Here is a 25,969-nt window from a genome sequence, read left to right on the forward strand (position 1 = left end):
AGAGGCATTTACTTAGAGAAATACGATTACATCAACCATCCACCATTAATGCGTAATGTTTGCCCTGTCATATAATCTGCTTTTCCTCCGATTAGAAAATCTACAGCATCTGCTATATCTTGAGGAGATCCAAGTCCGAGTGGAATTTCTTCTTCAATTTCCTGTATCTCTTCTTGAGAAAATCCTGCATTCATTTTTGTTTGAATAAAGCCAGGTGAAATGGCATTAACACGCGTTCCCAAAGGCGCCATCTCTTTTGCATAAGCTTTAACAAACGCCAATTGTGCACCTTTTACAGCTGAATACATTGTTTCCATAGATGCACCTATCTCTCCCCAAATTGAGGATACAAAGACCACGTAAGACTTGTCGTGACGATGAAAAAATGGTGATAATGATCGAATTACCGAAATTGGGTTTTTTACATGTACACGCCATAAAGCTTCCATATCTTGTTCTGTTGTATCGATTAGCATCTTCATCAGCGATTGCCCACTAGCAACAACAATGGCCGACGCATCATATACATTGTTTGTAAGCTTCTCTACACCCTCTTCATAGGTAAAGTCAGCTTGGACCGGTATGAACTCCTGCATAGGATAGTTTTTCGTGAGTTCTTGTACAAGTGCTGCTGTCGAGTTAGCATTCCAGTGTAAATACAAAGACCAACCACTTTCTGCTAACTGATGAGCAATGCTTTCACCAATTTCACCAGACGCCCCGAGCAGGACAACAAATCGTTTCACTGTTCATCCTTTTTCGGAGGCATAATAGTAAAGACAGATTGCTGGGATTCGTGACTGACTAAGGCAAATGCATTTTGCAAATCAACAACTTCTAGCTCTTCTAATACCGGAACAACATCAAATAAATTCATTTCATTAAATGCATAATTGGTGAATTGGTTAGCAATGTATTCTGGAGAATTCAACGCTCTTAAGAAAAAACCAATTTTTTTGCGGCGCACCCGGTCAAGATCTTCTTGACCAAATGGCCATTTTTCAACTGCATTTTGAAGGGTATGTTTGATTTCTTTTATTAAAACCTCAGGCTTGTGCGTATCTGAACCGACTAACGCATAACCAAATCCTTGTTCTAACGAATAGTCGAATGAATAAGACTCATCAATCCAATCGTTTTCATAGGCGTGGTGATAAAAATCAGATGTTCGACCAAATAATAATTCATAAGCAAGTTGAGCCGCTAGCTCATGCTTAAGCATTTCTGGACCGATTAAATCTAGTTTTTCTGGTTTAATACCGTAAAATACTTTTGGTTTTTGAACGCTCATTTCTAGCACGCGTTCTTTAATAGCTACTTCTTTTGGCTCTTCAGGATAAATGCGTGTAATTTCTGTAGGTTCTTCAAATGTTTTTTGTGCTTGGTCTTCTTTTACTAAAGCCATCATTTGATCTGGATCTACGTTTCCTACTATAAATAACACCATATTTGAAGGGTGATAGAACGTGTTGTAGCACGTATATAAATGTTCAGCTGTAATATCCTGAATCGATTCTACGGTACCCGCGATGTCAATTTTCACAGGATGATTTTTGTACATGTTTTCAATAATTCCGAAATACAAGCGCCAATCAGGTTGATCGTCGTACATTGTAATTTCTTGTGCGATAATGCCTTTTTCTTTTTCCACGGTTTTCTCAGTGAAGTAAGGACTTTGCACAAAATCTAGTAAGGTTTTGACATTTTTATCAATTTCCCCTGTTGCAGAAAACAAATAAGCCGTTCGCGTAAATGATGTAAACGCGTTGGCTGCAGCTCCTTGTTTACTGAACTCTTGAAACACGTCCCCTTCTTCTTTTTCAAACATTTTATGTTCTAAAAAGTGGGCGATGCCATCTGGAACTTTGATTGGTTCTGACCCACCTTGAGGCACAAAATGGTTATCGATAGAACCGTATTTAGTAGTAAACGTGGCAAATGTTTTAGAAAATCCTTTTTTCGGTAAAATATAAACCGTTAAGCCGTTATCAAGCTTTTCATGAAATAGTGTTTCTTCTAATTGTTCAAATTCTACTTTATGCATTTGTTTCATCCTCCTTGCCGGATAGGAAGTATGTCATTTCTAACGACAATTCCTTAGCAACTAACGCGATATCTTCTTTCGTCACGTTCTTCCATTTGTTGATCATGTATTCAGGTTCGAAACGATCGGTCAATTCCATGTATTGATCATAAATATCAATTTGTCCACGCGCCGAATCGAGAGCTTCTTTTAATTGATTGACCAACAACGCTTTTGTTTGATCAAGCTCTATATCTGAAATATTCCCTTTTTTCACTTCTTCTAATTGTTCTAAAACTAAAGTCACCGCTTTTTCTTCTAGTTTGGAATCAATGCCTGCAAGAACGAACATTAACCCAAATTGCGAAGCAAAAGAACTAGATACGTAATATGCCATGCTTTCTTTTTCACGAATGTTTACAAATAATTTAGAATGCGCATAGCCACCAAAAACGCCGTTCATCAGCTGCATGATTGGGAACTTCTCATCGCGGAATGTAATCGGCGTAAAAAATGCCATATGTAGCTTTCCTTGTTTCATGTCTTCAAATTCAAGCACGCGTGGTTGCTCTGGCTTTACCAATTCCATAGGCGGCACTGCAATCGCTTTTTCACGATCTTTAAAATGGAAAAATTCACGGATGTACGAAGCGATCATTTCTGGTTTCACATCACCCACCGCATAAATTTCAATTTCATTTTGTGAAATCATTTCGTTGTATTCGGCCACTAATTGTTCATTCGTCACGTTTTCAACGATTTCAATTGTGCCATTTGATGTAATAGAAGCTGGATGGTTCGGTAAAGCCAACTCCATCATCCGCTGCTGTGCATAACGTGTTTTTTCATCAAATACAGATTCGATACGTTGAACAATAGAATGTTTTTCCCGCGTGAATATGGATTCTTTGAACAAACCATTTTCAAAATTCGGTTTGAACAAAACGATATACATTAAGTTTAATACTTTTTCTAGCACACCTTTCTCAGAAAGGTATTGATCGTTGACTGTTTCGACATTCAACGTAACCACGTGCTCATTTCCACGCTTTGATGAATCTATGTAAAGAGAAGTACCATATAAGTCATCAAGCACCATACGAAGTGCTGTATGTGACGGATAAACCTCGTTACTGTGTTGCAATACGTTAGCCAAAATCGAACGGGCAGATGCCTTTTCTTTCGTTAGTTTATCCTTAAATTTAATTGAAAAATTTATCGTTTTAAATTGCGTTGTCTCATTGACATGCACATTTACACCTTTAGCAATATTAATTGTTTCAAACATGTAAAATCCCCTCTCGTCGTTCATGCTCTAACTATACCGAACCTTTTCCGTTAATTGCAAATAAAGAAAAGCGTAGGTGCCCGTTTTAGTCCCGACAAGCGCTGTAGGACTTGTTGATAATGGCGCTCTTTGCCATTATCCGCAAGTCCGAAGCGACCTCGAGGGACTGGGCACCGGAGCTAGACAATAGAAAAGCGAAAGCGGCCGTTTAGATTCGACGGGCATAAGACGACCTGGCGAAGTGGCGAAGTGGCGCTCTTTGCCACACAGTCAGGGTGGCTTATGACCCGAGAATCTGGCCGTTTGAGCTGGGCAAATGAAAAGAGCCGTCATTTGCGACGGCTCTTTTAAAAATCTTATCGTTGACCTTTGATATAAGGTTTTCCGATCGCTAGTGGAGCATGAGCGCGACCAATAAAACCAGCAAGTGCAAGAATCGTTAATACGTATGGCAAAATCAACAAGAAGACGTTTGGAATTTCCGAGATATACGGAATAGACGATCCGACAATACTCAACGACTGTGCAAATCCGAAGAATAAGGCTGCTCCCATCGCACCAAGCGGATGCCATTTACCAAAAATCATAGCAGCCAATGCCATAAAGCCTTGACCATTGATTGTGGCATGACCAAAATCATTTGTAATGGTCTGTGCATAAATCGCGCCACCCATACCAGCTAAACTACCAGAAATCATAACGGCGATGTAACGCATTCTCGTTACATTGATTCCCATTGTATCTGCAGCCATCGGATGTTCCCCGACAGCACGTAGACGAAGACCAAATGGAGTTTTGTAAATAACGAACCATGCTAGTACGGCAATACCGATTGCAAAGAACGAGGTATTGTAAACTGATTTAAATAGCAAAGGCCCGATAACTGGAATATCAGATAAGAACGGAACATTGTAACGCGAGAAACGTTCAGTGATAAAATCCGTCTGCCCTTTATCAAAAATTCGTTTTACCAAGTAAATCGATAGCGCAGCTGCTAGTAAATTGATCGCAACTCCGGAAACTACTTGATCTGCACGGAATGTAATAGAAGCTACCGCATGCAATAGTGATAATAGAAGAGCTGCAAACATAGCTGCAACTAATGCTACCCAAGGTGTAGCTGATCCAAATGTATCAGCATACAATAAGTTGAACAAGATACCAACAAAAGCACCGATAACCATTAATCCTTCAAGTCCAATGTTGATAACACCAGATCTTTCTGAGAAGACACCGCCAATTGCAACTAAAATAAGTGGTGCAGCATAAAAGATCGCTGAAGGAACGATGAAATATAATACTTCTAGGAAACTCATATTACTTCGCCTCCTTCTTCTTAGCTGATGCACGGAGCAGCAGCAAGCGAATGATGTAGCCTGAAGCTACAAAGAAGATAATAACTGCGATAACAATTTCAACAATTTCAATTGGAATACCGGCAGCATTCGGCATATTTAATGCTCCGTACTTTAATGAACCAAATAATGTAGCACCAAACACAACACCAAGAGGTGTGTTCATGCCCAATAAGGCTACCGCGATTCCATCAAATCCGATACCAGTAAATCCACCTTTAGAAGACACATACTCGAAAGTTCCAAGGGCTTCCATTGCGCCACCAAGACCGGCAAATGCACCAGAAATAACCATGGCTAATATGATGTTTTTATTAACGTTCATACCTGCATATTGAGAAGCGTTTTGGTTAAACCCAACTGCTTTCAACTCAAATCCAAGCGTCGTTTTTTCTAAAATAAGCCACATCACACCAACCATCACTAATGCAATAATAATCCCGAAATGCAGTCGTGAAAATTCGGTTAAGTTTTGTAAAAACTCAGAACGTAGAGAAGCACTTGCGTAAATATTGCCTGTGCGATCTCCACCGTCAGAAACTGTACGAATTAATGCATTTGTTACGTGTAATGCAATATAGTTCATCATAATTGTAACGATAACTTCGTGTACACGGAATTTCGCTTTTAAAAGACCTGGAACGAAGCCCCATATTGCACCGGCTACAGCTGCAGCCAAAATTGCTAAAGGCAAGTGGATAATTTTTGGTAATTCTACAGCTACTCCAACGTAAGCTGCAGCAAACCAACCTACAATTAATTGTCCTTCAACACCGATATTAAATAGACCTGAGCGGAATGCAAAAGCTACCGCAAGACCAGCTAATAAATAAGGGGTGATTTGGCGAATTGTTTCACCGATAGTATATAAGTCTCCAAAAATTCCGTTCCAAAGAGCGGCATAGCCTTTAAGTGGGTCATAGCCGCTGACCAGCATAATAACTGCGCCGACCAACAATCCTAAAATAACGGAAATGATGGGGACCAAGAGATTGGTCGCTCTATTCGACATGCTGATCCTCACCTTTCTGTGTTAAATCCTGTGTTTTTTTCTGATCAGTATGTCCTGCCATCAATAAACCTAGCTCTTGCTCGGTCGTCGTTTCTGGCGTCACAATATCCACTATTTCTCCATCATGAATAACGGCAATGCGATCTGAAACGTTCATAACCTCGTCTAATTCAAACGAAATCAACAATACGGCTTTTCCATTATCGCGCTGTTCAATTAAACGACTATGAATAAATTCGATAGCCCCAACATCTAATCCCCTAGTTGGTAAGGCAGCAATCAATAAATCAGGATTTCGGTCAACTTCTCGGCCAATAATCGCTTTTTGTTGATTCCCACCAGATAGTGAACGAGCTAACTCTGATGGACCTTGTGTTCGAACGTCAAAATCTTTAATAATTTGCAAAGCTTTTTCATTGATTTTGTTGTAATCGATGATGCCAGATTTAGAAATCGGCTTCATATAGTAGGTTTGAAGCGAAATATTATGACCAATTGGAAAATCCAGTACCAGTCCATGCTTATGTCTGTCTTGAGGAATATGTCCAACGCCTGACTCTATTACTTTACGGGGTTTCATGTTGGTAACATTTTTTCCATTAATTGAAATGGTTCCGCTCTTTACTTTTCGAAGCCCTGTAATCGCTTCGATTAATTCAGACTGTCCATTTCCATCAATTCCTGCAATTCCGACAATTTCGCCTTTACGGACATTCAAATTCAAGTGTTTCACTTTTTCAATGCCACGATAATCAAGGACGACTAAATCTTTAATATCCAAAATTTCTTCTCCTGGGAACGATTCCCCTTTTACAGTAGTAAATTCGACTTGGCGTCCAACCATCAAGGATGCCAGATCGTTCGGATTGGTTTCTGCTGTAATAACCGTTCCAATTCCTTGTCCTTTTCGAATAACTGTTACGCGGTCAGAAACATCCATAATTTCTTTTAGTTTATGCGTAATTAAAATAATAGATTTTCCTTCAGCGATTAAACGCTTCATAATTTGAATCAATTCGACAATTTCCTGTGGGGTTAATGAAGCCGTTGGTTCGTCAAAGATCAAAATTTCAGCGCCGCGATACAAAGTTTTCAATATCTCTACACGCTGTTGCATACCTACCGATATATCTTGAATGATAGCATTCGGATCAACGTTTAGGCCGTATTGTTCAGACAGTGCCTGTACTTTTTTAGCAGCGTCTTTTTTATTTGTAACACCATATTTTGTTGGCTCGGTTCCCAAAATGATATTTTCTGTAACTGAAAAATTTTCGACCAACATGAAATGCTGGTGAACCATTCCGATACCAAGATCATTCGCTATATTTGGATTAGAAATGTCTACTTTTTTTCCGCGAACTCGGATTTCTCCGCCTTCTGGCTGATACAAACCAAACAAAATGTTCATTAATGTCGATTTTCCAGCGCCGTTTTCCCCTAGTAATGCGTGAATTTCTCCCTTTTTCAGTTGCAGCGTAATATTGTCATTAGCGACAAATGTACCGAACTCTTTACGGATATTCAGCATTTCAATTACATACTCCACTGTTGTCACTCCCTCAAGACTGCTAACTTTTTTAAAAAAATTAATTAATACAGGAAAGGCTTCCGTTTCCAAAAACCTTTCATCTATTAATTTCTATCAAATAGACAAAAAAAATCATAAAGACCGGTTAAACCGGCCTTTATGATGACCGTCTTAAAACTTTCTATTACTCTACAGTTTCAGGAACTTCAATGTCACCATTGATTACTTGTTGTTTAAATTCTTCAATTTTCGCCATCACGTCTTCAGGAATTGCTCCACGTGAATCAGCTAAATCTACGCCATCATCAGACAAACCGTAAGTAACTGTTTCGCCACCTGGGAATTCGCCTGCCATAGCTTGTTCAGAAATATTGATTACAGCTGTATCTACGCGCTTCAATACTGAAGTCAAAGTAACGTTAGTGTCACCCGTTGCACCTTCATCGTATTGATCCGAATCTACACCAATAACCCAAATATTTGCTTCTGGATTCGACTCTTTACGTTCTTTAGCTTCAGTGAAAACACCGTTACCAGTACCACCAGCTGCGTGGAAAATGATATCTGCTCCAGCAGAATACATACGGTTCGCAGTTGTTTTACCTAATTCCGCTTTATCAAAAGCACCTGTGTATTGAACATCAACTTCAACTGACTCATCTACAGCTGCAACTCCTGCAAGGAATCCTGCTTCAAAACGTTCAATTACTGGAATTTCCATTCCACCAACAAAACCAATTTTCTTCGTTTCAGACATTAAAGCCGCTGCTACACCCGCAAGGAATGCACCTTCTTGCTCTTTAAAAAGAACACTTGCAACGTTTGGAGCATCAACTACTGCATCAATAATAGCAATTTGTGCTTCAGGCTGTTGTTCAGCAATTTCTGATACAGCGCCTTCCATCAAGAAACCAATTCCGAATACAACATCGAAATCGCGACGGATCAAGTTGTTCAGGTTTGTGTTGTAATCCGCATCTGATACAGATTGAAGATAGTCATAGCCGCCATCGCCTTTTTCAAGACCATTGTCTTTACCAAATTGCTGAAGACCTTCCCATGCAGATTGGTTAAAGGATTTATCATCTACTCCTCCAACATCAGTAACCATGGCTGCAGAAAAATCTGAAGTTTCTTCTCCGCCTTCTCCCCCACCAGTTTCACCGTTTGAAGTATCTTCGTCGCTACCGCATGCAGCAAGCATAGTTCCAGCAGCAAGCATTAATGATAAACCTAGACCAAATTTACGTTTTGTCAATGTAATAACCCCCAAGGTTTTTTGATATTAGCAGGAATTTGATGTTTTACATACGTTTGCGAACCACATGAAAGCTAAATTTATCAGCTCTAAAGTAATTCTTTGAATAAAGCACCAATCGATCGTCTTCATCGTAATGGAGCTGTTTTAAAACAAGTAATGCTGTTTCCGGTTCACACTCCAGGATTGGCGAAGCATCCTCATGATAACCAGTCGGATCAATAAATGTCACCGCATAGGAGATATGAATGTCTCCAGATTCTTCAATCGCTTTAAAAATGGAGCTTTCTGTGCGTTTCAAAAAATCTGTAGGCAAATACGCGGAAGGAACCTTGTCGATACAATAAACTACAGGGTCGCTGTTTGCCGTACGAACGCGTTCAATAGTAATAATGGTATCATCGCCAGTGCAATGAAAGCGTTTTATATCTTCTTCAGAAGAAAGGCCCTCTGACGTGCTTAAGTAAATAGCACCGGGTTCCATTCCTGCCTGTCGGATCATATCGGATACACTTGTCAATTGCTCAATTCCTGATGAAAACAAAGGTTTTGAATTGACGAATGTCCCAACTCCGTGGCGTCTGACGATAATATTATCTTCTTCCAACAACCGAAGCGCTTCTCGTAAAGTCGCTCGACTGACTCCAAGTGTTTTCGATAATTCGAATTCGGACGGCAACTTCTCTTTCTCTTTGTAGACGCCCGCAGCAATATCCTGTTTCATTCGATCGATTACTTGAAGGTACAAAGCACGATGATCCGATTTAATTGTCATACGATTCACCACCCATGACAGAGATCAGACATCTGATGTAAAACATTCCTACTAATCAGAATTACTATAACACTTATTAGAAACGAAATAAATAGTAATTTGTCGAATTCAGCGAATTTTCGGTTCTCGAATAAATAAACTAGTGATTAATTTATCACACTTAACTTCAAATTACTCAATAATCCTCCTGCTTTGGAACTAGTACGGTACGAGGTTTACTGCCTTCATAAGGTCCAACGACACCACGTTGTTCCATTTGATCAATAATTCGAGCCGCACGTGAATACCCCACACGGAATCGGCGCTGTAACATCGAAACGGAGGCTGTTTGCATTTCTGTAACTAGCTTTACCGCTTCATCGTAAATTTCATCTGTTTCTTCGTCTATTTTGGTTTCATCAATTTCACTCGGAATCATATCTTCCTGATATTGCGCTTTTTGTTGTTCGATTACAAAGTCTACAATTTTTTCGACTTCTGAATCAGACAAGAACGCTCCTTGGACACGCACCGGTTTTGATTGACCAGCACCTAAGAACAACATGTCTCCACGACCAAGTAATTTTTCAGCGCCACCCATATCTAGTATTGTGCGCGAATCGATAGATGATGAAACGGCAAAAGCTATTCGAGACGGAATATTCGCTTTGATCACTCCTGTGATGACGTTAACACTTGGACGCTGTGTCGCAATAATCAAGTGAATTCCTGCTGCACGCGCCATCTGAGCTAAACGCGTAATGGCATCTTCTACTTCGTTTGATGCAACCATCATTAAATCAGCCAACTCATCTACGATGACTACGATAAATGGTAACTTCGGATGCTTGTCTTCGTTTTCTTCGTTGAAAACACGGACATATTCGTTATAACCTTCAATATTTCGTGTACCTGTATGAGAGAAAAGTTCGTATCTTCTTTCCATCTCTGAAACAATTTTCTTTAATGCTTGTGCTGCTTTACGCGGATCTGTAACAACGGGTGCTAAAAGATGTGGTATGCCGTTATAGACGTTTAACTCGACCATTTTCGGGTCAATCATCATCATCTTCACTTCATGCGGTTTAGCACGCATAATAATGCTAGTAATAATGCCGTTAATACAGACTGATTTCCCGCTACCCGTCGAACCAGCAACTAAAAGATGTGGCATTTTATTTAATTGGGTCATGACAGCCTGACCGGTAACATCTCTACCGAGTGCAAATAATAATTTAGCGTCGGGCTGGTTGTTTTCTTCTGACTCCAACACTTCACGTAAGCTAACAATTGAAACTTCCGAGTTTGGCACTTCAATCCCGATTGCAGATTTCCCTGGAATGGGTGCTTCGATACGGATATCACGTGCTGCTAAAGCTAAAGCTAAATCATCATGTAAACTAACAATTTTACTTACTTTTACACCTGTATCTGGCAATACTTCGTATTTTGTAACCGCAGGACCTAAATGAACTTGCGTTACTTTTGCTCTTACGCCAAAGCTTTGGAACGTTTTTTCAAGTTTTTTGGCGTTTTTTTGAATGCCGGAATATTCTCCGCTTTGATCGTGATGTGGCGGCAGAGTCAACAAACTTAGTGGTGGCAATTGATATTCCTCATTCTCTAGCTCTTCAGCAGTTGATAATAATTGGACGTCAGCTGTCTCTTGTGGTTCTTCTACAGCTACTTGTGGAGGCGCTGCTTGTTTCGGTTTAACATTTTCCGTAAATGCCGAAATAATCGGCGCTTCTTGTTTTGACTCGTATAAAAGATTTCCTTCTTGGTCGTCATCTTCATCATAAGATAATGATTCATTGATTTCCAAAACTTGTTCCGATTCTGATTTCTTACGAGAAGTACTTGTTTTTTTCGGCTTGCTTTGTTTAAAGCGACTCATTAACGAATCAATAATCGGACGCATACTTGGTATTTTTTCGGCAATAAAAGGAGCAGCGGCTTTTCCTGTTAAAATAATAGCGCCAATCGACAATAAAATAATGGCGACGATCCATGTTCCTGCCGTGTCAAAAAGAACGTGCAGTAGCGAGTATAGTAAAGCACCTAAAATTCCGCCTCCTGTTGCTAAATAACTATTCCAAATAGTTCCTGTCATTTTTGTTGTGCGAATTGTTTCGGCAATAACGTTTGAAGAAGTGATTGGTAAAATGCTATTTGCCGCCCAAATTAAATGGCAAATTAGCAAAATGCCAATCAACACAAATGTGGATCCGAATGCCACTTTCATTTTAGGTTTTGGCCATTCTCGCTTTACCATGACAAATATCGCCACAAAAACGAGTGACACTGGGATTAAGAAAGCCAAATATCCTGCTACATATTCAGCTATATTGTAAAACATTTTGCCAATAACGCCGAGTTGAAAAGTCATCAAAACTGCAATCCCTAATAATATTAAACCGATAACTTCATATGCAATCATTGGCATGGGTTGTCTTTTTTTGTTTTTCGGCTTTGCTTTCGGTTTCGATTTTGTTCTTGCTCTTGCTCTCGCTTGTGACTTTTTCTTCGCGGTTTCACGAGCCCTATTCATACCTATCCCTCACTTCTTCCATAATCGAAAAAGGATTTCCTCCGATAAAATCGGTATGGAAATCCTTTTACTTTTTTCTTAGTATTCCATAATAATTGGGATAATCATTGGACGACGTTTTGTTTGTTGGAACAAATAAGAATTCAATGTGTCACGAATTTCTTGTTTAATATTGTTCCACTCAAATGCATCTCTAGTGACGTATTTTTCAACGACTTTACGAACAAGACGCGTCGATTCTTCCATAAGTTCCTCTGATTCACGAACATAGACGAACCCGCGTGAAATCATTTCCGGACCAGATGCAATCTTCTTCTCTTTACGGTTTAATGTAACTACGACAATGAAAATACCATCTTGTGATAGTAATTTACGATCGCGAAGTACGATATTTCCGACATCGCCTATACCAATTCCATCAATTAACACATTTCCAGCTGTAACACGTCCGCTCATGCGAACTTTGCCACCTTTATATTCTACGATATCGCCTTTATCTGCGATAAAAATTTCAGACTTGTTCAAACCAACTTGTTGGGCTAATTTAGAATGCGCAATGAGCATTTTGTATTCACCTTGAATTGGAATGAAATACTTTGGCTTCATCATATTCAGCATCATTTTCAAATCTTCTTGACTGCCATGGCCCGAAACGTGAACTTTTTTACTTGAAGTCAACACGTTTGCTCCAGCTTTCGCCAATTTGTTCATTGTTTGGAACATCGGAACTTCCATACCGGGTGATGGTGTGAATGTGATTAATACTGTGTCCGTTGCTTTGATCTTAACGTCTTTGTGTTGCTTGCGAACCATTTTATCCAGTGCTTCTAGTGGTTCACCTTGGTTACCTGTAACGATAATAACAACTTCATCATCTCGATAGTTTTCCAAGTCCTTCAATGAAATAACCGTGTCTTCATCAACAGTCAAATACCCAAGTCTTAAACCGACTTCGTAGCTGCTCTCAAGACTTCTACCTGCTACTGCAACCTTTTTACCTGTCGCTGCCGCAATATCAAATACCTGCTGGATGCGGATAAAGTTTGATGAATACAATGATACAAGTACACGGCCTTCAGCTGCTAGAAAAGCAGACAAAATATGGTCAGCCACAACAATTTCTGATGTTGTATAACCTGGACGTTCTGCTTCTGTTGAATCAGACAACAGCATCAAGACGCCATCTTCTCCTAATTTCGCCATTTTTGCGATATCAGGCTTATAGCTACCTTTAGCTGATTGGTCGAATTTAAATTCGCCCGTATGCACAATTGCGCCTTCTGATGTGTGGAAGACAATGCCTAATGCGTCAGGAATACTATGTGTTGTATGGAAAAAAGTCACATGTGTTTTATCAAAGTTCATGCGGCTTTTGTTCGTAACCTCAAAAAACTTCACATGTTTTAAAGAACCTTGTTCTTTAATATGTTCTTTAGCCAATGCAATTGTTAATTTCGATCCATAAACAGGCACTTGGATTTTTTTCAATAAATAAGCGATTGATCCAATCGCATCTTCATGTCCGTGTGTTAAGAAAACACCTTTCACGCGATCTTTGTTTTCTACTAAGAAAGTCATATCCGGAATGACGATATCCACGCCAAGCATCTCATCTTCCGGGAACATCAATCCGCTGTCTACGACAAACAAATCTTCGTCAATTTCAATTACATACATAGCTTTGCCGATTTCGCCGACGCCGCCTAAAGGGATAACTCTTATTACTTCATTTTTAATTTTACTCAATTTATTTCCTCCTAAAATTCACCCGTACACATCCATAGACTTCATTATACGGGAATCACCGGAAACAGTCCAAAGAAAAAATAAACCGACACATTGGCCGGTCATTTTTAACGACTATTGTTCGGGATCAAATAATATTTTCCTCGATTAACGCTTCAGCAATTTGGACAGAATTTAAAGCTGCGCCTTTAACCAAATTATCCGAAACGACCCATAGGTGGAAGCCATTCGGGTTATCTAAATCCTGACGAATACGCCCAACAAACACATCATCTAGTCCAGCCGTCATTAATGGCATCGGGTAAATTTGATTTGAAGGGTCGTCCATTAGTTCAACACCTGGCGCATCGATCATTGCTTGTTTAACTTGATCGACAGTTGCTGCTTTTTCTAGTTCTACATAGACAGATTCTGAATGACCAGTGACTACCGGTAAACGTACACACGTTGCTGCCACTGCTAAAGAATCATCATGCAGTATTTTTTTCGTTTCATTGATCATTTTCATTTCTTCAAATGTATAACCATTGTCAGTGAATTGATCGATTTGCGGAACCACATTAAAAGCAATCGGGTAATGATGTTCAGCTGATTTAACCGGCAACACTTTTGCTTCTGCATTTTTTGCATTATCAAAATCAGCAGCTTGCGATTTCAACTCATTAATCGCATCAATTCCAGCACCTGACACAGCTTGATAGGTAGAAACGACAACCTTTGTCATACCGTACAATTCTTTTAATGGCTGTAACGCACAAACCATTTGAATCGTAGAACAGTTTGGGTTAGCAATAATACCTTTGTGCAAACGTAAATCATCTTTGTTTACTTCAGGTACAACTAGCGGTACTTCTTTGTCCATACGGAATGCGCTCGTATTATCAATGACAATTGCTCCGCGTTTAACAGCTTCCGGTGCAAACTTCTCTGAAACACTGCCACCGGCACTAAACAACGCGATATCGATGCCTTCAAACGATTCTGGCTTTGCTTCTTGCACTGTATAGCTTTTGCCATTGAATTCAATTTCTTTTCCAGCAGAACGACTAGAAGACAAAAAGACGATATCTTTTATCGGGAATTTTCGTTTCTCCAATTGTTCTTTCATTTGCTGACCAACTGCTCCTGTTGCTCCCATAATTGCCACGTTATATGTTTTCAAAATATTCGCTCCCTCTATGATGATTTGAGTTATTGTAACATAATTTAGTCTGCTACAGGAATAGAAAACACAAAAAAGCTTCCTTAAACTAAGGAAGCTTCTTTCGGTCGGATTATAGAAATAGCTGGTGTTTCTACTAGAATTTCTAATAGTTCCATTACTTTTTCGAGTGAAACTTGGTCGATTTGTGTCAATACTTCTTCATATGACTGGTGTTTTCCTAGTAGCAATTCATGTCTGCCGTTGCGGCTCATGCGTGCGCTAGTACTTTCAAGTCCAAGCATTAAACTGCCTTTTAACTGCTCTTTGGAATCTGTGATTTCCTGCTCTGTTATACCACCATTTTTTAGTTCTTTTAGTAAGCTTAAAATGACTTGTTGCATTTCAGCCATTTGCTCATCTGAAGTTCCTCCGTATATTGCTAAAGTTCCGTGGTCAGAATACGCCGAATGATAAGAGAAAATAGAGTAAGCTAGACCTCGTTTCTCTCTAATTTCTTGGAACAACCTTGAAGACATAGAGCCCCCAATGATATTGTTTAACACCGTAACATTATAAATATCTGGATCGTTTAAAGATAAGCCGGGATAACCAAGGCATAAATGACCTTGTTCCGTTTCTTTGTTTTTTAATGAATAGCCCGACGTGAAATTAGGAAGTTCATATTTTTTGGGGCTTTCTTCTTTTTCAAAGTCCCCAAATAACGATTCAATCTTCTCTAATAACGCCGGAGTGATATTCCCTGCTACTGATACCACAGTGTTTGCTGGCGTGTAGTGGCGGTCCATATAATCACGAATTTTCTCTGGTGTAAATCCCGCTAAAGTTTCAGCAGTTCCAAGTATCGGTGCGCCAATTGAATTTTGCGGATACATAACACGCCAAAGCTGTTCATGAACATCGTCATCAGGCATATCTTCCGTCATGCTAATTTCTTCAAGAATAACTTGACGTTCTTTATCAAATTCTTCTGGATCCATTTGAGAATTGAAAAACATATCTGCAAGCACTGTTACTGCGTGTTCTGCATGATGATCTAATACTTTGGCATAGTAGCATGTATATTCTTTTGACGTATAAGCATTAATATCGCCGCCAATACGATCAAATTCACGAGCGATTTCTTTAGCTGTTCGGGAATCTGTTCCTTTAAACAGCATATGTTCGATAAAATGGGTAATGCCATTTTCTTCTGGCAATTCATCTCGGGAGCCGTTGTTTACAAAGACACCCATTGCGACAGAATGAAAATGTGGGATTTGTTCGGAAACAATGCGCAATCCATTTTTGCAAGTCTGTGTAGTCACCATGTGCATGTTCCTCCTCATAGTAAAAAATTGCCGACAAAGTCGGCAATTTGTATGGTTAACGTTATTCTTGGTTTTGTTTTTCAGCTGCTTCTTTTTGTTCTTTCAAAACAACTTTACGTGATAAGTTTACACGGCCTTGACGGTCAATTTCAATTACTTTGACTTGGATGATTTGATCCATTTTCAGCACGTCTTCCACTTCTTTTGTCCGTTCTTCTTGGATTTCAGAAATGTGAAGCAGTCCATCTTTACCTGGGAACAATTCAACGAATGCGCCAAACTTCTCGATACGTTTCACTTTACCTTCGTAATATTCGCCGACTTTCGCCTCGCGAACGATATTTTCAATCATTGCTTTCGCTTTTGCGTTCATTTCTTCATCAACAGATGAAATAAAGATTGTACCGTCTTGCTCAGTATCAATTTTAACGCCAGTTTCATCAATGATTTTGTTGATCACTTTACCACCAGGTCCAATAACATCGCGGATCTTGTCTGGGTTGATCTTCACCATAATGATTTTCGGTGCGTATTTAGAAAGAGTTGTTCTTGGTTCAGCAATTGTCGCCAACATTGATTCTAAAATGTGGATACGGCCAATTTGAGCTTGAGTCAAGGCTTCTTCTAAAATTTCACGAGAAAGACCGTCAATCTTGATGTCCATTTGAAGAGCAGTAATGCCTTTTGCAGTACCCGCTACTTTAAAGTCCATATCGCCAAGATGATCTTCCATACCTTGGATATCAGATAATACAGTATAGTTATCGCCTTTTTTCACTAGACCCATTGCAATACCTGCAACTGGAGCTGTCAAAGGTACACCTGCATCCATCATTGCAAGTGTTGAAGCACAAATACTTGCTTGTGAAGTTGAACCGTTCGATTCAAGTACTTCTGCAACAAGACGAATTGTGTAAGGGAAATCTTTTTCATTTGGAATAACAGCTTCTAATGCGCGCTCACCAAGTGCCCCGTGACCGATTTCTCGGCGTCCTGGTCCACGAAGGAATCCAGTTTCACCAACCGAGAACAATGGGAAGTTGTAATGGTGCATAAAGCGTTTTGTATCTTCAATCCCAAGACCATCGATGATTTGAACATCACCTAAAGCACCTAGCGTACAAATGCTCATCGCTTGCGTTTGCCCACGCGTAAATAGACCAGAACCGTGCGTACGATTCAAAATGCCAACTTCAGAAGACAATGGGCGGATTTCAGAAGGTCCACGGCCATCCGGACGAATTTTTTCGTCTGTGATTAAGCGACGAACTTCATCTTTCACCATTTTATCTAAAATTTGACCTGCTTGTTTTTTAACAGCATCGTCAGATTCCTCATATGCTGCCATAGCGCGTGCTTTGACTTCATCAATTGCTTCGTTGCGCGCTTGTTTTTCGTTAATTTGAACAGCTGTGTTCAAATCAGTTTCAACAGCGTCTTTAAGAGATGATGTCAATTCTGCATCCAATTCATATAGTTTGATGTCAGATTTTGCTTTACCAACTTCTTCAGCAATTTGTTCTTGGAAAGCGATCAATTTCTTAATCTCTTCGTGACCGAACATAATTGCTTCTAAAATGATTTCTTCAGAAACTTCTTTTGCTCCTGCTTCAACCATGTTAATCGCATCTTTTGTTCCAGCTACGATTAAGTTGATTGAGCTTTGCTCAAGCTGATCGTTTGTTGGGTTAATAATATACTGACCGTCGATCAATCCAACGATTACGCCAGCAATGGGTCCGCCAAAAGGAATATCCGAAATCATAAGAGCTAATGAAGATCCGAACATTGCAGCCATTTCAGATGGGCAATCTTGATCTACAGACATAACCATCGAAATAACTTGAACTTCATTACGGAAACCGTCTGGGAATAATGGACGAATTGGACGATCGATTAAACGGCTTGTTAACGTCGCTTTTTCAGACGGACGTCCTTCACGTTTAATGAATCCACCTGGAATTTTACCAACTGCATAAAGACGTTCTTCGTAGTTTACAGTTAACGGGAAGAAATCTAATGGCTTTGGCGTTTTTGATGCTGTTGCAGTTGATAAGACTGCTGTATCACCATAACGGATTAATGCAGCCCCATTTGCTTGTTTTGCTAATTGGCCAACCTCTACTTGTAATTCGCGGCCTGCCCAATCTAGTGTGTAGACTTTTTTTGTTTGCTCCATAATATCGAGCTCCTCTCTATTACCATGTATCTATATACTATATGTATCCATAAAGTAGTGTATCAAAAAAGCATCCAGTATGCGATGCGATAGTTTAAAGTTTTATCCATAAAGAAAAAGCGGGACGAATCCCGCTTTTACTGTTTACTATTAACGGCGTAGGCCAAGTCTTGCGATTAACTCACGGTAGCGAGCTACTTCGTTTTCACGTAAGTATTTTAGCAAGTTACGACGGCGTCCAACCATTTTGAATAGACCACGACGTGAGTGATGATCTTTTTTGTGAGTACGTAAGTGCTCATTCAAGTTGTTGATGTCTTCTGTAAGAATAGCGATTTGAATCTCTGCAGACCCAGTATCAGTGTCGTGCACTTTGTATTCGCTAATCAATTCATTTTTGCGTTCTTGTGTGATTGCCATACTGTTTCCACCTCCTAATTTCTGATATCCCCAATTACCGAGCAAACGTTGGTGATTCGATTTGCCAAGCAACGGTTTGTACTTTTAGTACTCATAAATAATAGCATAAGGCATTTTTAAAATCAACTGCACAGGTTAATTTGTCCGACTGAATATTTGTTCAGCCGTTACTTTATCGCGCTGTATTTGTTGTTTCAACTCGTCAATTCCTGAAAATTTTTGCTCATCGCGGATGCGGTCATGCCATTCAACTTCAACCATTTCTCCGTAAATTGACTTGTCAAACTCAAGAATATGAACTTCAATCACTTGTTTTTTGACATCTGGATTATTAAATGTTGGTTTGTAGCCAATATTGCAGACTCCGTTATACACGTCGCCTTGCACTCGAATTTTCACCGCATAAACGCCCCGACTTGGCACGACTGCACCAAGTTCAGGTTCTACGTTAGCTGTTGGAAATCCAATTGTCCGTCCTCGTTTGTCACCATTTACAACCGTGCCTAAAACTCGGAAAGGTCGTCCGAGCAACTGACATACTTTCCCGGTTTCGCCTTGCTTTAACAATTCACGAATGCGGGTCGAGCTAATTTTTTCATCGCCTTCTTCTAACTTATCAGCTACCGTAACGCCATAACGACCTTCGCTCATCTGTTTCATCAATCCCATATCGCCTTTTCCTTTACAGCCAAATGAAAAGTCAAAACCAGCTGTGACATGTTTTGCATTTAAACCTGTAATAAAAAACTCGATAAATTCTTCTGGCGTCAATTTGGCAAACTCCGAAGTAAATCGAATGATAAAGCAATAATCTACATTCATGTCTTCTAAAATATCCATTTTTTGCTGCATAGGAGTTATATAGAAAACTTCTTCTTTTCTTCCACCGAGAACCAGTGAAGGATGCGGATCAAAAGTCATCACTGCTGATTTAATCCCTTGTTGTTCAGCTTTTTTAATGGCTTCACCTATAACGCGCTGGTGACCTTTATGTACCCCATCAAAAAATCCAAGTGCCAATGATAAAGGACCCGTTTCAAAATCAGGTTTCACATGATTCGGATAGTTTAAATGAATAATTTCCATACTACACCTCGTCTGCTGTCGGAAAACCGAACATTTTTTCAGGTTTCATTTTGTCCGCTTTTTCAGGATGATTTTTGTAAAGTGCTACAGGCTGTCCTTTATACGTCAATACGACAAATCCCATTTGGTCGAGTATAGAGTGCCGTGCAAGTACTTGTCCATTTTTCACAGCAAAAATCTGTTTAGATTCAATTTCCATGAAAGGAAACAGACTTAAGCCATAACTTAGCGGTTTCAAAACATCACCGATATGTCCATTTTGAGCAAGTTCAGCCACTTCAGCAAGTGTTATGCAATCCTGTTGGCTGAATTTCCCCGATTCTGTCCGTGTCAGTCTAGACATATGCGCAGGGTATCCTAAAGCTTGCCCTATTTGCACAGCCAAGGTGCGGATATAAGTTCCTTTTCCACAACGTATGCGAATATTGAATTTGATTTGCTGACCAGACCACTGACTATCGTCATCCATCAATTCGATTGAGTCGATTCGGACTGTTCGCTCTGGTCGCTCAACAGGAATTCCTTGACGTGCATATTCGTATAATTTTTTGCCATTTACCTTAACGGCCGAATACATGGGTGGAATTTGCTTAATGTTCCCTGTTAATTGAAGCAACACCTCTTCTACTTGTTCGCGTGTGATGACTTTTTCTGATGGGTCTGTATCCACAGTTTCGCCCGTAGCGTCTTCTGTTTCAGTTGAATACCCAATCGTCACTTCCGCTTCATAGGTCTTTCCTTGGTCGGTAATATACTCCGCTACTTTTGTGGTGCTACCGATACAAATTGGCAACACGCCGTCTACTTCAGGATCTAGAGTGCCTGTATGTCCTACCTTTTTTGTTTGCAAAATTTTTCTCAATTTAAAAACACAGTCGTGTGAAGTCATTCCTTTTTCTTTCCATAACGGTAAAATTCCGTTTAACGCCATATCATTTTAACCCCTTTGCTTGATGCAAAAAAAGCCCACTATCTATTATAGACAGCGGGCTTTTTTTTAATCTTCTTTTGGTTCTTGAATATCACGCAATAATGTATCAATCCGATTGCCATATGCAACCGATGAGTCGATTTCAAAAGACAGTTCAGGAGTTTTACGGAGACGGATTCGTTGTCCAATTTCAGAACGGATAAATCCTTTTGACTTCGTTAACCCAAGCAATGTCTGTTCTTTTGCATGATCTTCGCCTAATACGCTGATATATACAGTTGCCTGCTGGAGATCTCCTGTAACTTCAACATCTGTTACAGTGACAAATCCGATACGTGGATCTTTCAGTTTTCGACTGATGATATCACTAAGCTCTTTTTTCATCTGCTCAGCTACACGATTCGCGCGCATTGTCATTGATAGTCCACCTCGTTCTTACAAATATTCTTTTTCAATCTCTAAGCATTCCCACGCAGGATTGCTTTCCAAATAGTAGAGAACCTGTGCCATTTCCTTATCTGCCACTTCTTTCGATGAAGAGACAAGAACAAAAGCGAGACGGGTTCGCTGCCATACATTTTGGTGATCAATCTCTGCAGCAGAAACATTGAATTTTTGTCTACTACGGGTCAGCATGCTTTTAACAACTGCCCGCTTATCTTTTAACGAATGTGCCGTTGGAATGAAAAATTCGCATTCCATGTAAAGGATCATTTACGTTTGATTTCTTCCATAACGTAAGCTTCGATAATGTCCAATTCCTTGACATCATTGAAGTTTTTAATCGTAATCCCACATTCGTATCCTTTTGCTACTTCTTTAGCATCGTCTTTAAAACGTTTCAACGTGTCGATTTCGCCTTCAAATACGACGATACCATCACGAATAACACGGACTCCACTATCGCGAGTGATTTTACCTTCTGTTACATAACTTCCGGCAATTGTTCCAACTTTAGAAACTTTAAACGTGCTACGGATTTCTACTTGTCCAATAATTTTTTCTTCAAATTCAGGATCAAGCAATCCTTTCATGGCAAATTCAATTTCTTCGATAACTTTATAAATGATACGGTGTAAGCGAATATCTACACCTTCAGCTTCAGCAGCGCGTTTAGCGTTTGCATCAGGACGAACGTTAAAGCCGATAACAATGGCATTTGACGCAGCTGCCAATGAAATATCAGATTCTGTAATCGCACCAGCGCCTGTATGAATGATTTTCACATTAACGCCTTCAACATCAAGTTTCAGAAGAGATGCAGCCATTGCTTCAACTGCCCCTTGAACGTCAGCTTTGACGATTAAGTTAAGTTCTTTCATTTCGCCTTGTTTTAATTGATCAAACAAGTTATCAAGTGTCACACGTGTTTTCTCAGAACGTTGAACTTGAAGTGCTGAAGTTGCACGTGTTTCTCCAACTTGGCGAGCTGTTTTCTCATCTTCAAAGACAACAAAACGGTCTCCAGCTTGAGGTACATCGTTCAATCCCGTAATTTCAACTGGTGTAGAAGGGCCTGCTTCTTTAGCACGGCGACCTGTATCAGATACCATCGCACGAACACGACCAAATGTATTTCCGACAACAATCGGATCTCCAATTTTTAATGTTCCATCTTGTACTAGAAGCGTAGCTACTGAACCGCGGCCTTTATCCAGCTCTGCTTCAATTACTGTACCAATCGCACGACGTGCAGGGTTCGCTTTTAGTTCGCCAACTTCTGACACGAGAAGAACCATTTCAAGTAGTGAATCGATACCGTCTCCAGACAAAGCAGAAATCGGAACGAAAATTGTGTCGCCGCCCCATGCTTCTGCAACAAGTCCATGTTCAGTCAATTCTTGCATAACACGATCCGGATTTGCACTTGGCTTATCCATTTTGTTAACTGCAATAATGATTGGAACTTCTGCTGCTTTTGCATGGTTAATTGCTTCAACTGTTTGTGGCATAACGCCGTCATCAGCTGCTACAACGATAATCGCAAGATCTGTTACTTTAGCTCCTCGTGCGCGCATTGTTGTAAACGCTGCGTGACCAGGAGTATCTAGGAACGTGATTTTTTTGCCGTTATCGACAACTTGGTAAGCACCAATATGTTGTGTGATTCCGCCTGCTTCGCCAGCAGTAACTTTTGTGTGACGAATAGAATCTAGCAAAGTTGTTTTACCGTGGTCAACGTGACCCATGATCGTAACAACTGGCGGACGCTCTTCGTTTAGGCTTTCATCTTCTGGCTCAAAGTAAACTTCAAGATCTGTTTTATCAACTAAGATCTCTTCTTCCACTTCAACCTCATATTCAGCACAAATCAATTCAATTGTATCTTTATCTAATTCTTGGTTAATGGTAGCCATTGCACCAAGCATGAATAATTTTTTGATAATTTCAGACGGCTCGCGTCCTAATTTTTTTGCAAGTTCAGCTACCGTTAATGACTCACTAAACGTGATTTTAGCCGGCAGTTCCTTTTCTTTTTTAGGCATAGGCGGCAATGGATTTACTGGTTGTTGCTGTTTGCCTTTCCCTTTGCGGTTTTGGAATCCGTTACGGTTTCCGCCGCCTGGACGTCCTGAAGAACGCTGACCCGGTCCCGCTGATGGCTTCGCTGCTTTTGGTGTAAAGTTCGAACCAGATTTTGCTGGTGTCGTTGGACGTTGACCATTCCCTTGTGAACGGGATTGTCCTTGACTTGGAGCTGCTGCTGGACGCGACTGGCTTCCTTGTCCTGATGGGCGTTGGCCTTGTGACGGTCGTGACTGGCTTCCTTGTCCTGATGGACGTTGGCCTTGCGCTGGTCGTGACTGGCTTCCTTGTCCTGATGGACGTTGGCCTTGCGCTGGACGTGACTGGCTTGCTGGACGTGATTGTGCTGTTGGACGTTGCCCAGCTCCAGCATTTTTATAAATGCCGTCTAATTTTGTTACATCTGAATCTTCTAATGTTGCCATATGGTTTTGAACTTTGACATTTAGTTTTGACAATTCATTGATGATTTCTTTACTTGGCTTATCTACTTTTTTCGCGTATTCATGTACTCGAATTTTGGTCATCTGCTCGCCCCCGATTAATTTCTTCAATCAAGCTGATTAGTTTTTTTGCAAATCCTGAATCTGTGATTGCAATCACTACTCGCTCTTCCTTACCTATCGCATGTCCCAACTCGTAACGGGATCCAAAAACACGGATTTCTACACCGTTCGATTTGCATTTATCATGCAATTTCTTACTTGTATTGTCTGAAGCATCTTCAGAAAGAATCACTAATTTTGCTTTACCTTTTCGAACTTCGCTCACGGACATTTCTTCACCAGAAATGGTCATTCTTGCACGTGTAGCTAATCCCAGTAATTGAAGGACTTTTTCTTTGGTCATTATTTCAACTGCTCTCTAAGAACGACGCGAATTAACTCATCATAAATTTCGTCTGGAACCTTAACTTCTAATTGCTTGTCCAGCACTTTCTTTTTGCGCGCAGTCGCGATGGCATCTTCCGATTTCGAAAGATATGCGCCGCGTCCTGACTTTTTGCCTGTCAAATCGACGGATACTTCGCCTTCTTTTGAACGGACAACGCGGGTCATTTCTTTTTTAGGATGCATCTCGCCTGTAGCTACACACTTCCGTAATGGAATTTTCTTTTGTAGAGCCAACGGACATCACCTTTTCTACGTTATTCTTTATCTTCGTAAAAATCAAAGTCATCCAGTTCTTCACCAGATTCTACTAATTCGATGCTAGAATTCTCGTTTGGATAAATCCCAAGTTCACGTGCATCTGTTTCACTCTTAATGTCGATTTTCCAGCCTGTTAATTTTGCTGCTAAACGAGCATTTTGTCCACGTTTACCGATAGCAAGAGATAGTTGATAATCAGGCACAACAACAGTTGTCGATTTTGCTTCTTCGTTTACTTGTACATCTAATACTTTAGATGGGCTAAGTGCATTAGCTACAAATACAACTGGTTCTTCTGACCATTCTACGATATCAATTTTTTCTCCGCTTAACTCGTTAACGATTGTTTGAACACGGCCACCTTTAGATCCAACACATGAACCTACTGGATCGATATCATCGCGATGAGCAAAAACCGAGATTTTTGAGCGGTCTCCTGCTTCACGTGCGATTGACTTGATCTCAACAATGCCATCATAAATTTCAGGCACTTCGTTTTCGAATAAACGGCGCAGTAGTCCTGGATGTGTGCGTGAAACAAACACTTGTGGTCCGCGTGTCGTGCGTTCTACTTTAGTGATGTAGACTTTAATGCGATCATGTGGTTTGTAATGTTCATTTGGCATTTGTTCTGTCTGAGGAAGCACAGCCTCAACTTTGCCAAGTCCAACGTATAAATTGCGAGCGTCCATGCGTTCGACAATACCATTAACGATATCATCTGCGCGATCAACAAACTCTTCAAAGATCAAGCCACGTTCAGCTTCACGTACGCGCTGAGTCACAACTTGTTTTGCTGTTTGAGCCGCAATACGACCGAAGTTACGAGGTGTTACTTCTTCCTCTACTACATCTCCAAGTTCATATGCAGGGTTGATGACTTTTGCATCTTCCAACGAAATGTGAAGACGCTCATCTTCAACTTCCTCTACAACATCTTTACGAGAATACACTAGCATCGTTCCCGTGTTTAAATTTAAATCCACACGAACATTTTGTGCTTGGTTAAAATTTCGTTTGTATGCTGTTACTAAAGCTGCTTCAATCGCTTCAATTAAAACTTCACGCGAAATTCCTTTTTGTTTTTCCAATACTTCAAAAGCATCCAATAACTCACTGCTCATTTTATTCACTCCCAGGTTCTTCAATCAGGTTTTACAGAAAAATCAATGGCCAAACGGATAACTGCAATTTTGTTTTTTGCAATGCTGATTATTTTTCTGCGTGTTTTGATTTTAATTTCAATTTCTACTTGTTCATCATCGAAAGATTTCAAATAACCTTCAAACTCTTTTGCATCTTCAACAGGTTCATACGTCTTGATGTAAATGAATTTACCGATCGCTTTTTCAAAATCTTTTTCTTTCTTCAACGGACGTTCTGCTCCTGGAGATGAAACTTCCAAGAAATAGTTTTGTTCAATTGGATCTAATTCATCCAAAATCCCACTTAGTTTTTCACTTACTAAAGCACATTGTTCAATATCAATTGGTGCTTCTGGATTGTCTACAAACACTCGTAAAAACCAATCGCGGCCTTCTTTTAAAAATTCCACGTCCACAAGTTCTAGTCCTAGTTCACTCGTAATTGGTTGTGCTATCTGCTCGATTTGTTCTGTGATTTTGCTCATACATGCCTCCCGCTATTTTTTCGCCATAACAAACAGAAAAGAGCGGGAGAACCCAC

At 40.1% G+C, this 25,969-nt stretch carries 23 protein-coding genes; all 23 read right to left on the reverse strand.

All coding sequences use genetic code 11. The annotated features are described in order from the left end of the window. Positions 1-26: 26 nt before the first annotated feature. Entirely contained in the window at positions 27-746 is a 720-nt protein-coding gene (gene ymfI, locus BBI08_RS10870; RefSeq protein ID WP_065528086.1) for an elongation factor P 5-aminopentanone reductase, read from the reverse strand. After that, positions 743-2,044 carry an EF-P 5-aminopentanol modification-associated protein YfmH gene (gene yfmH, locus BBI08_RS10875; RefSeq protein ID WP_008497926.1) on the reverse strand — a complete coding sequence of 434 codons (1,302 nt, stop codon included), beginning with the start codon at positions 2,042-2,044 and terminating at the stop codon, positions 743-745. Before yfmH ends, ymfI begins: the two co-directional genes overlap by 4 nt. After that, positions 2,037-3,311 (reverse strand): EF-P 5-aminopentanol modification-associated protein YfmF, encoded by a 1,275-nt coding sequence (gene yfmF, locus BBI08_RS10880; protein ID WP_008497927.1) that lies wholly within the window; start codon positions 3,309-3,311, stop codon positions 2,037-2,039. The genes yfmH and yfmF overlap by 8 nt, the downstream gene beginning before the upstream one ends. A 356-nt stretch (positions 3,312-3,667) precedes the next feature. After that, the gene (locus tag BBI08_RS10885) at positions 3,668-4,627 is read right to left on the reverse strand and encodes an ABC transporter permease (RefSeq protein ID WP_008497928.1); all 960 of its coding nucleotides are present in this window, start codon (positions 4,625-4,627) and stop codon (positions 3,668-3,670) included. Between the two features lies 1 nt (position 4,628). Further along, on the reverse strand, positions 4,629-5,678 hold the full coding sequence (locus tag BBI08_RS10890) for an ABC transporter permease (protein ID WP_008497929.1): 1,050 nt from the start codon (positions 5,676-5,678) through the stop codon (positions 4,629-4,631). Beyond that, positions 5,668-7,227 carry an ABC transporter ATP-binding protein gene (locus tag BBI08_RS10895; protein WP_065528554.1) on the reverse strand — a complete coding sequence of 520 codons (1,560 nt, stop codon included), beginning with the start codon at positions 7,225-7,227 and terminating at the stop codon, positions 5,668-5,670. The genes BBI08_RS10890 and BBI08_RS10895 overlap by 11 nt, the downstream gene beginning before the upstream one ends. Before the next feature lie 166 nt (positions 7,228-7,393). Next, entirely contained in the window at positions 7,394-8,467 is a 1,074-nt protein-coding gene (locus BBI08_RS10900; RefSeq protein ID WP_008497930.1) for a BMP family lipoprotein, read from the reverse strand. Between the two features lie 46 nt (positions 8,468-8,513). Beyond that, entirely contained in the window at positions 8,514-9,242 is a 729-nt protein-coding gene (locus tag BBI08_RS10905; protein WP_008497931.1) for a GntR family transcriptional regulator, read from the reverse strand. A 175-nt stretch (positions 9,243-9,417) separates the two neighbouring features. Then, the gene (locus tag BBI08_RS10910; protein ID WP_065528087.1) at positions 9,418-11,772 is read right to left on the reverse strand and encodes an FtsK/SpoIIIE family DNA translocase; all 2,355 of its coding nucleotides are present in this window, start codon (positions 11,770-11,772) and stop codon (positions 9,418-9,420) included. Between the two features lie 78 nt (positions 11,773-11,850). Beyond that, positions 11,851-13,518 carry a ribonuclease J gene (locus BBI08_RS10915; RefSeq protein ID WP_008497932.1) on the reverse strand — a complete coding sequence of 556 codons (1,668 nt, stop codon included), beginning with the start codon at positions 13,516-13,518 and terminating at the stop codon, positions 11,851-11,853. A gap of 127 nt (positions 13,519-13,645) precedes the next feature. Then, positions 13,646-14,683 carry an aspartate-semialdehyde dehydrogenase gene (locus BBI08_RS10920; protein ID WP_040850893.1) on the reverse strand — a complete coding sequence of 346 codons (1,038 nt, stop codon included), beginning with the start codon at positions 14,681-14,683 and terminating at the stop codon, positions 13,646-13,648. A gap of 80 nt (positions 14,684-14,763) precedes the next feature. Then, a complete protein-coding gene (locus tag BBI08_RS10925; protein WP_065528088.1) occupies positions 14,764-15,990 on the reverse strand; it encodes a M16 family metallopeptidase in 1,227 nt (408 codons plus the stop codon). Positions 15,991-16,051: 61 nt separating this feature from the next. After that, complete coding sequence (gene pnp / locus BBI08_RS10930; RefSeq protein ID WP_008497934.1) at positions 16,052-18,169, reverse strand: polyribonucleotide nucleotidyltransferase; 2,118 nt, start codon at positions 18,167-18,169, stop codon at positions 16,052-16,054. A 150-nt stretch (positions 18,170-18,319) separates the two neighbouring features. Beyond that, positions 18,320-18,589, reverse strand: coding sequence for a 30S ribosomal protein S15 (gene rpsO / locus BBI08_RS10935; protein ID WP_008430885.1), 270 nt, complete (start codon positions 18,587-18,589; stop codon positions 18,320-18,322). Between the two features lie 135 nt (positions 18,590-18,724). Beyond that, complete coding sequence (ribF, locus tag BBI08_RS10940) at positions 18,725-19,675, reverse strand: riboflavin biosynthesis protein RibF (protein ID WP_008497935.1); 951 nt, start codon at positions 19,673-19,675, stop codon at positions 18,725-18,727. Position 19,676: 1 nt separating this feature from the next. Beyond that, a complete protein-coding gene (gene truB / locus BBI08_RS10945) occupies positions 19,677-20,606 on the reverse strand; it encodes a tRNA pseudouridine(55) synthase TruB (RefSeq protein WP_008497936.1) in 930 nt (309 codons plus the stop codon). Between the two features lie 66 nt (positions 20,607-20,672). Continuing rightward, positions 20,673-21,023 carry a 30S ribosome-binding factor RbfA gene (rbfA, locus tag BBI08_RS10950; protein ID WP_008430880.1) on the reverse strand — a complete coding sequence of 117 codons (351 nt, stop codon included), beginning with the start codon at positions 21,021-21,023 and terminating at the stop codon, positions 20,673-20,675. Positions 21,024-21,041: 18 nt separating this feature from the next. Beyond that, positions 21,042-21,320, reverse strand: coding sequence for a DUF503 domain-containing protein (locus BBI08_RS10955; protein ID WP_008497937.1), 279 nt, complete (start codon positions 21,318-21,320; stop codon positions 21,042-21,044). After that, on the reverse strand, positions 21,317-23,659 hold the full coding sequence (gene infB / locus BBI08_RS10960; protein WP_008497938.1) for a translation initiation factor IF-2: 2,343 nt from the start codon (positions 23,657-23,659) through the stop codon (positions 21,317-21,319). Before infB ends, BBI08_RS10955 begins: the two co-directional genes overlap by 4 nt. Continuing rightward, on the reverse strand, positions 23,637-23,981 hold the full coding sequence (locus BBI08_RS10965; RefSeq protein WP_008497939.1) for a YlxQ family RNA-binding protein: 345 nt from the start codon (positions 23,979-23,981) through the stop codon (positions 23,637-23,639). The genes infB and BBI08_RS10965 overlap by 23 nt, the downstream gene beginning before the upstream one ends. Then, a complete protein-coding gene (gene rnpM, locus BBI08_RS10970) occupies positions 23,981-24,259 on the reverse strand; it encodes an RNase P modulator RnpM (protein ID WP_008430874.1) in 279 nt (92 codons plus the stop codon). Before rnpM ends, BBI08_RS10965 begins: the two co-directional genes overlap by 1 nt. A 20-nt stretch (positions 24,260-24,279) precedes the next feature. Then, a complete protein-coding gene (nusA, locus tag BBI08_RS10975) occupies positions 24,280-25,407 on the reverse strand; it encodes a transcription termination factor NusA (RefSeq protein ID WP_008497941.1) in 1,128 nt (375 codons plus the stop codon). A 20-nt stretch (positions 25,408-25,427) separates the two neighbouring features. Beyond that, positions 25,428-25,913 carry a ribosome maturation factor RimP gene (rimP, locus tag BBI08_RS10980; RefSeq protein WP_008497942.1) on the reverse strand — a complete coding sequence of 162 codons (486 nt, stop codon included), beginning with the start codon at positions 25,911-25,913 and terminating at the stop codon, positions 25,428-25,430. Between the last annotated feature and the right edge of the window lie 56 nt (positions 25,914-25,969).

Source organism: Planococcus halocryophilus, assembly GCF_001687585.2.
In the GTDB taxonomy this organism is placed as follows: Bacteria; Bacillota; Bacilli; order Bacillales_A; family Planococcaceae; genus Planococcus; species Planococcus halocryophilus.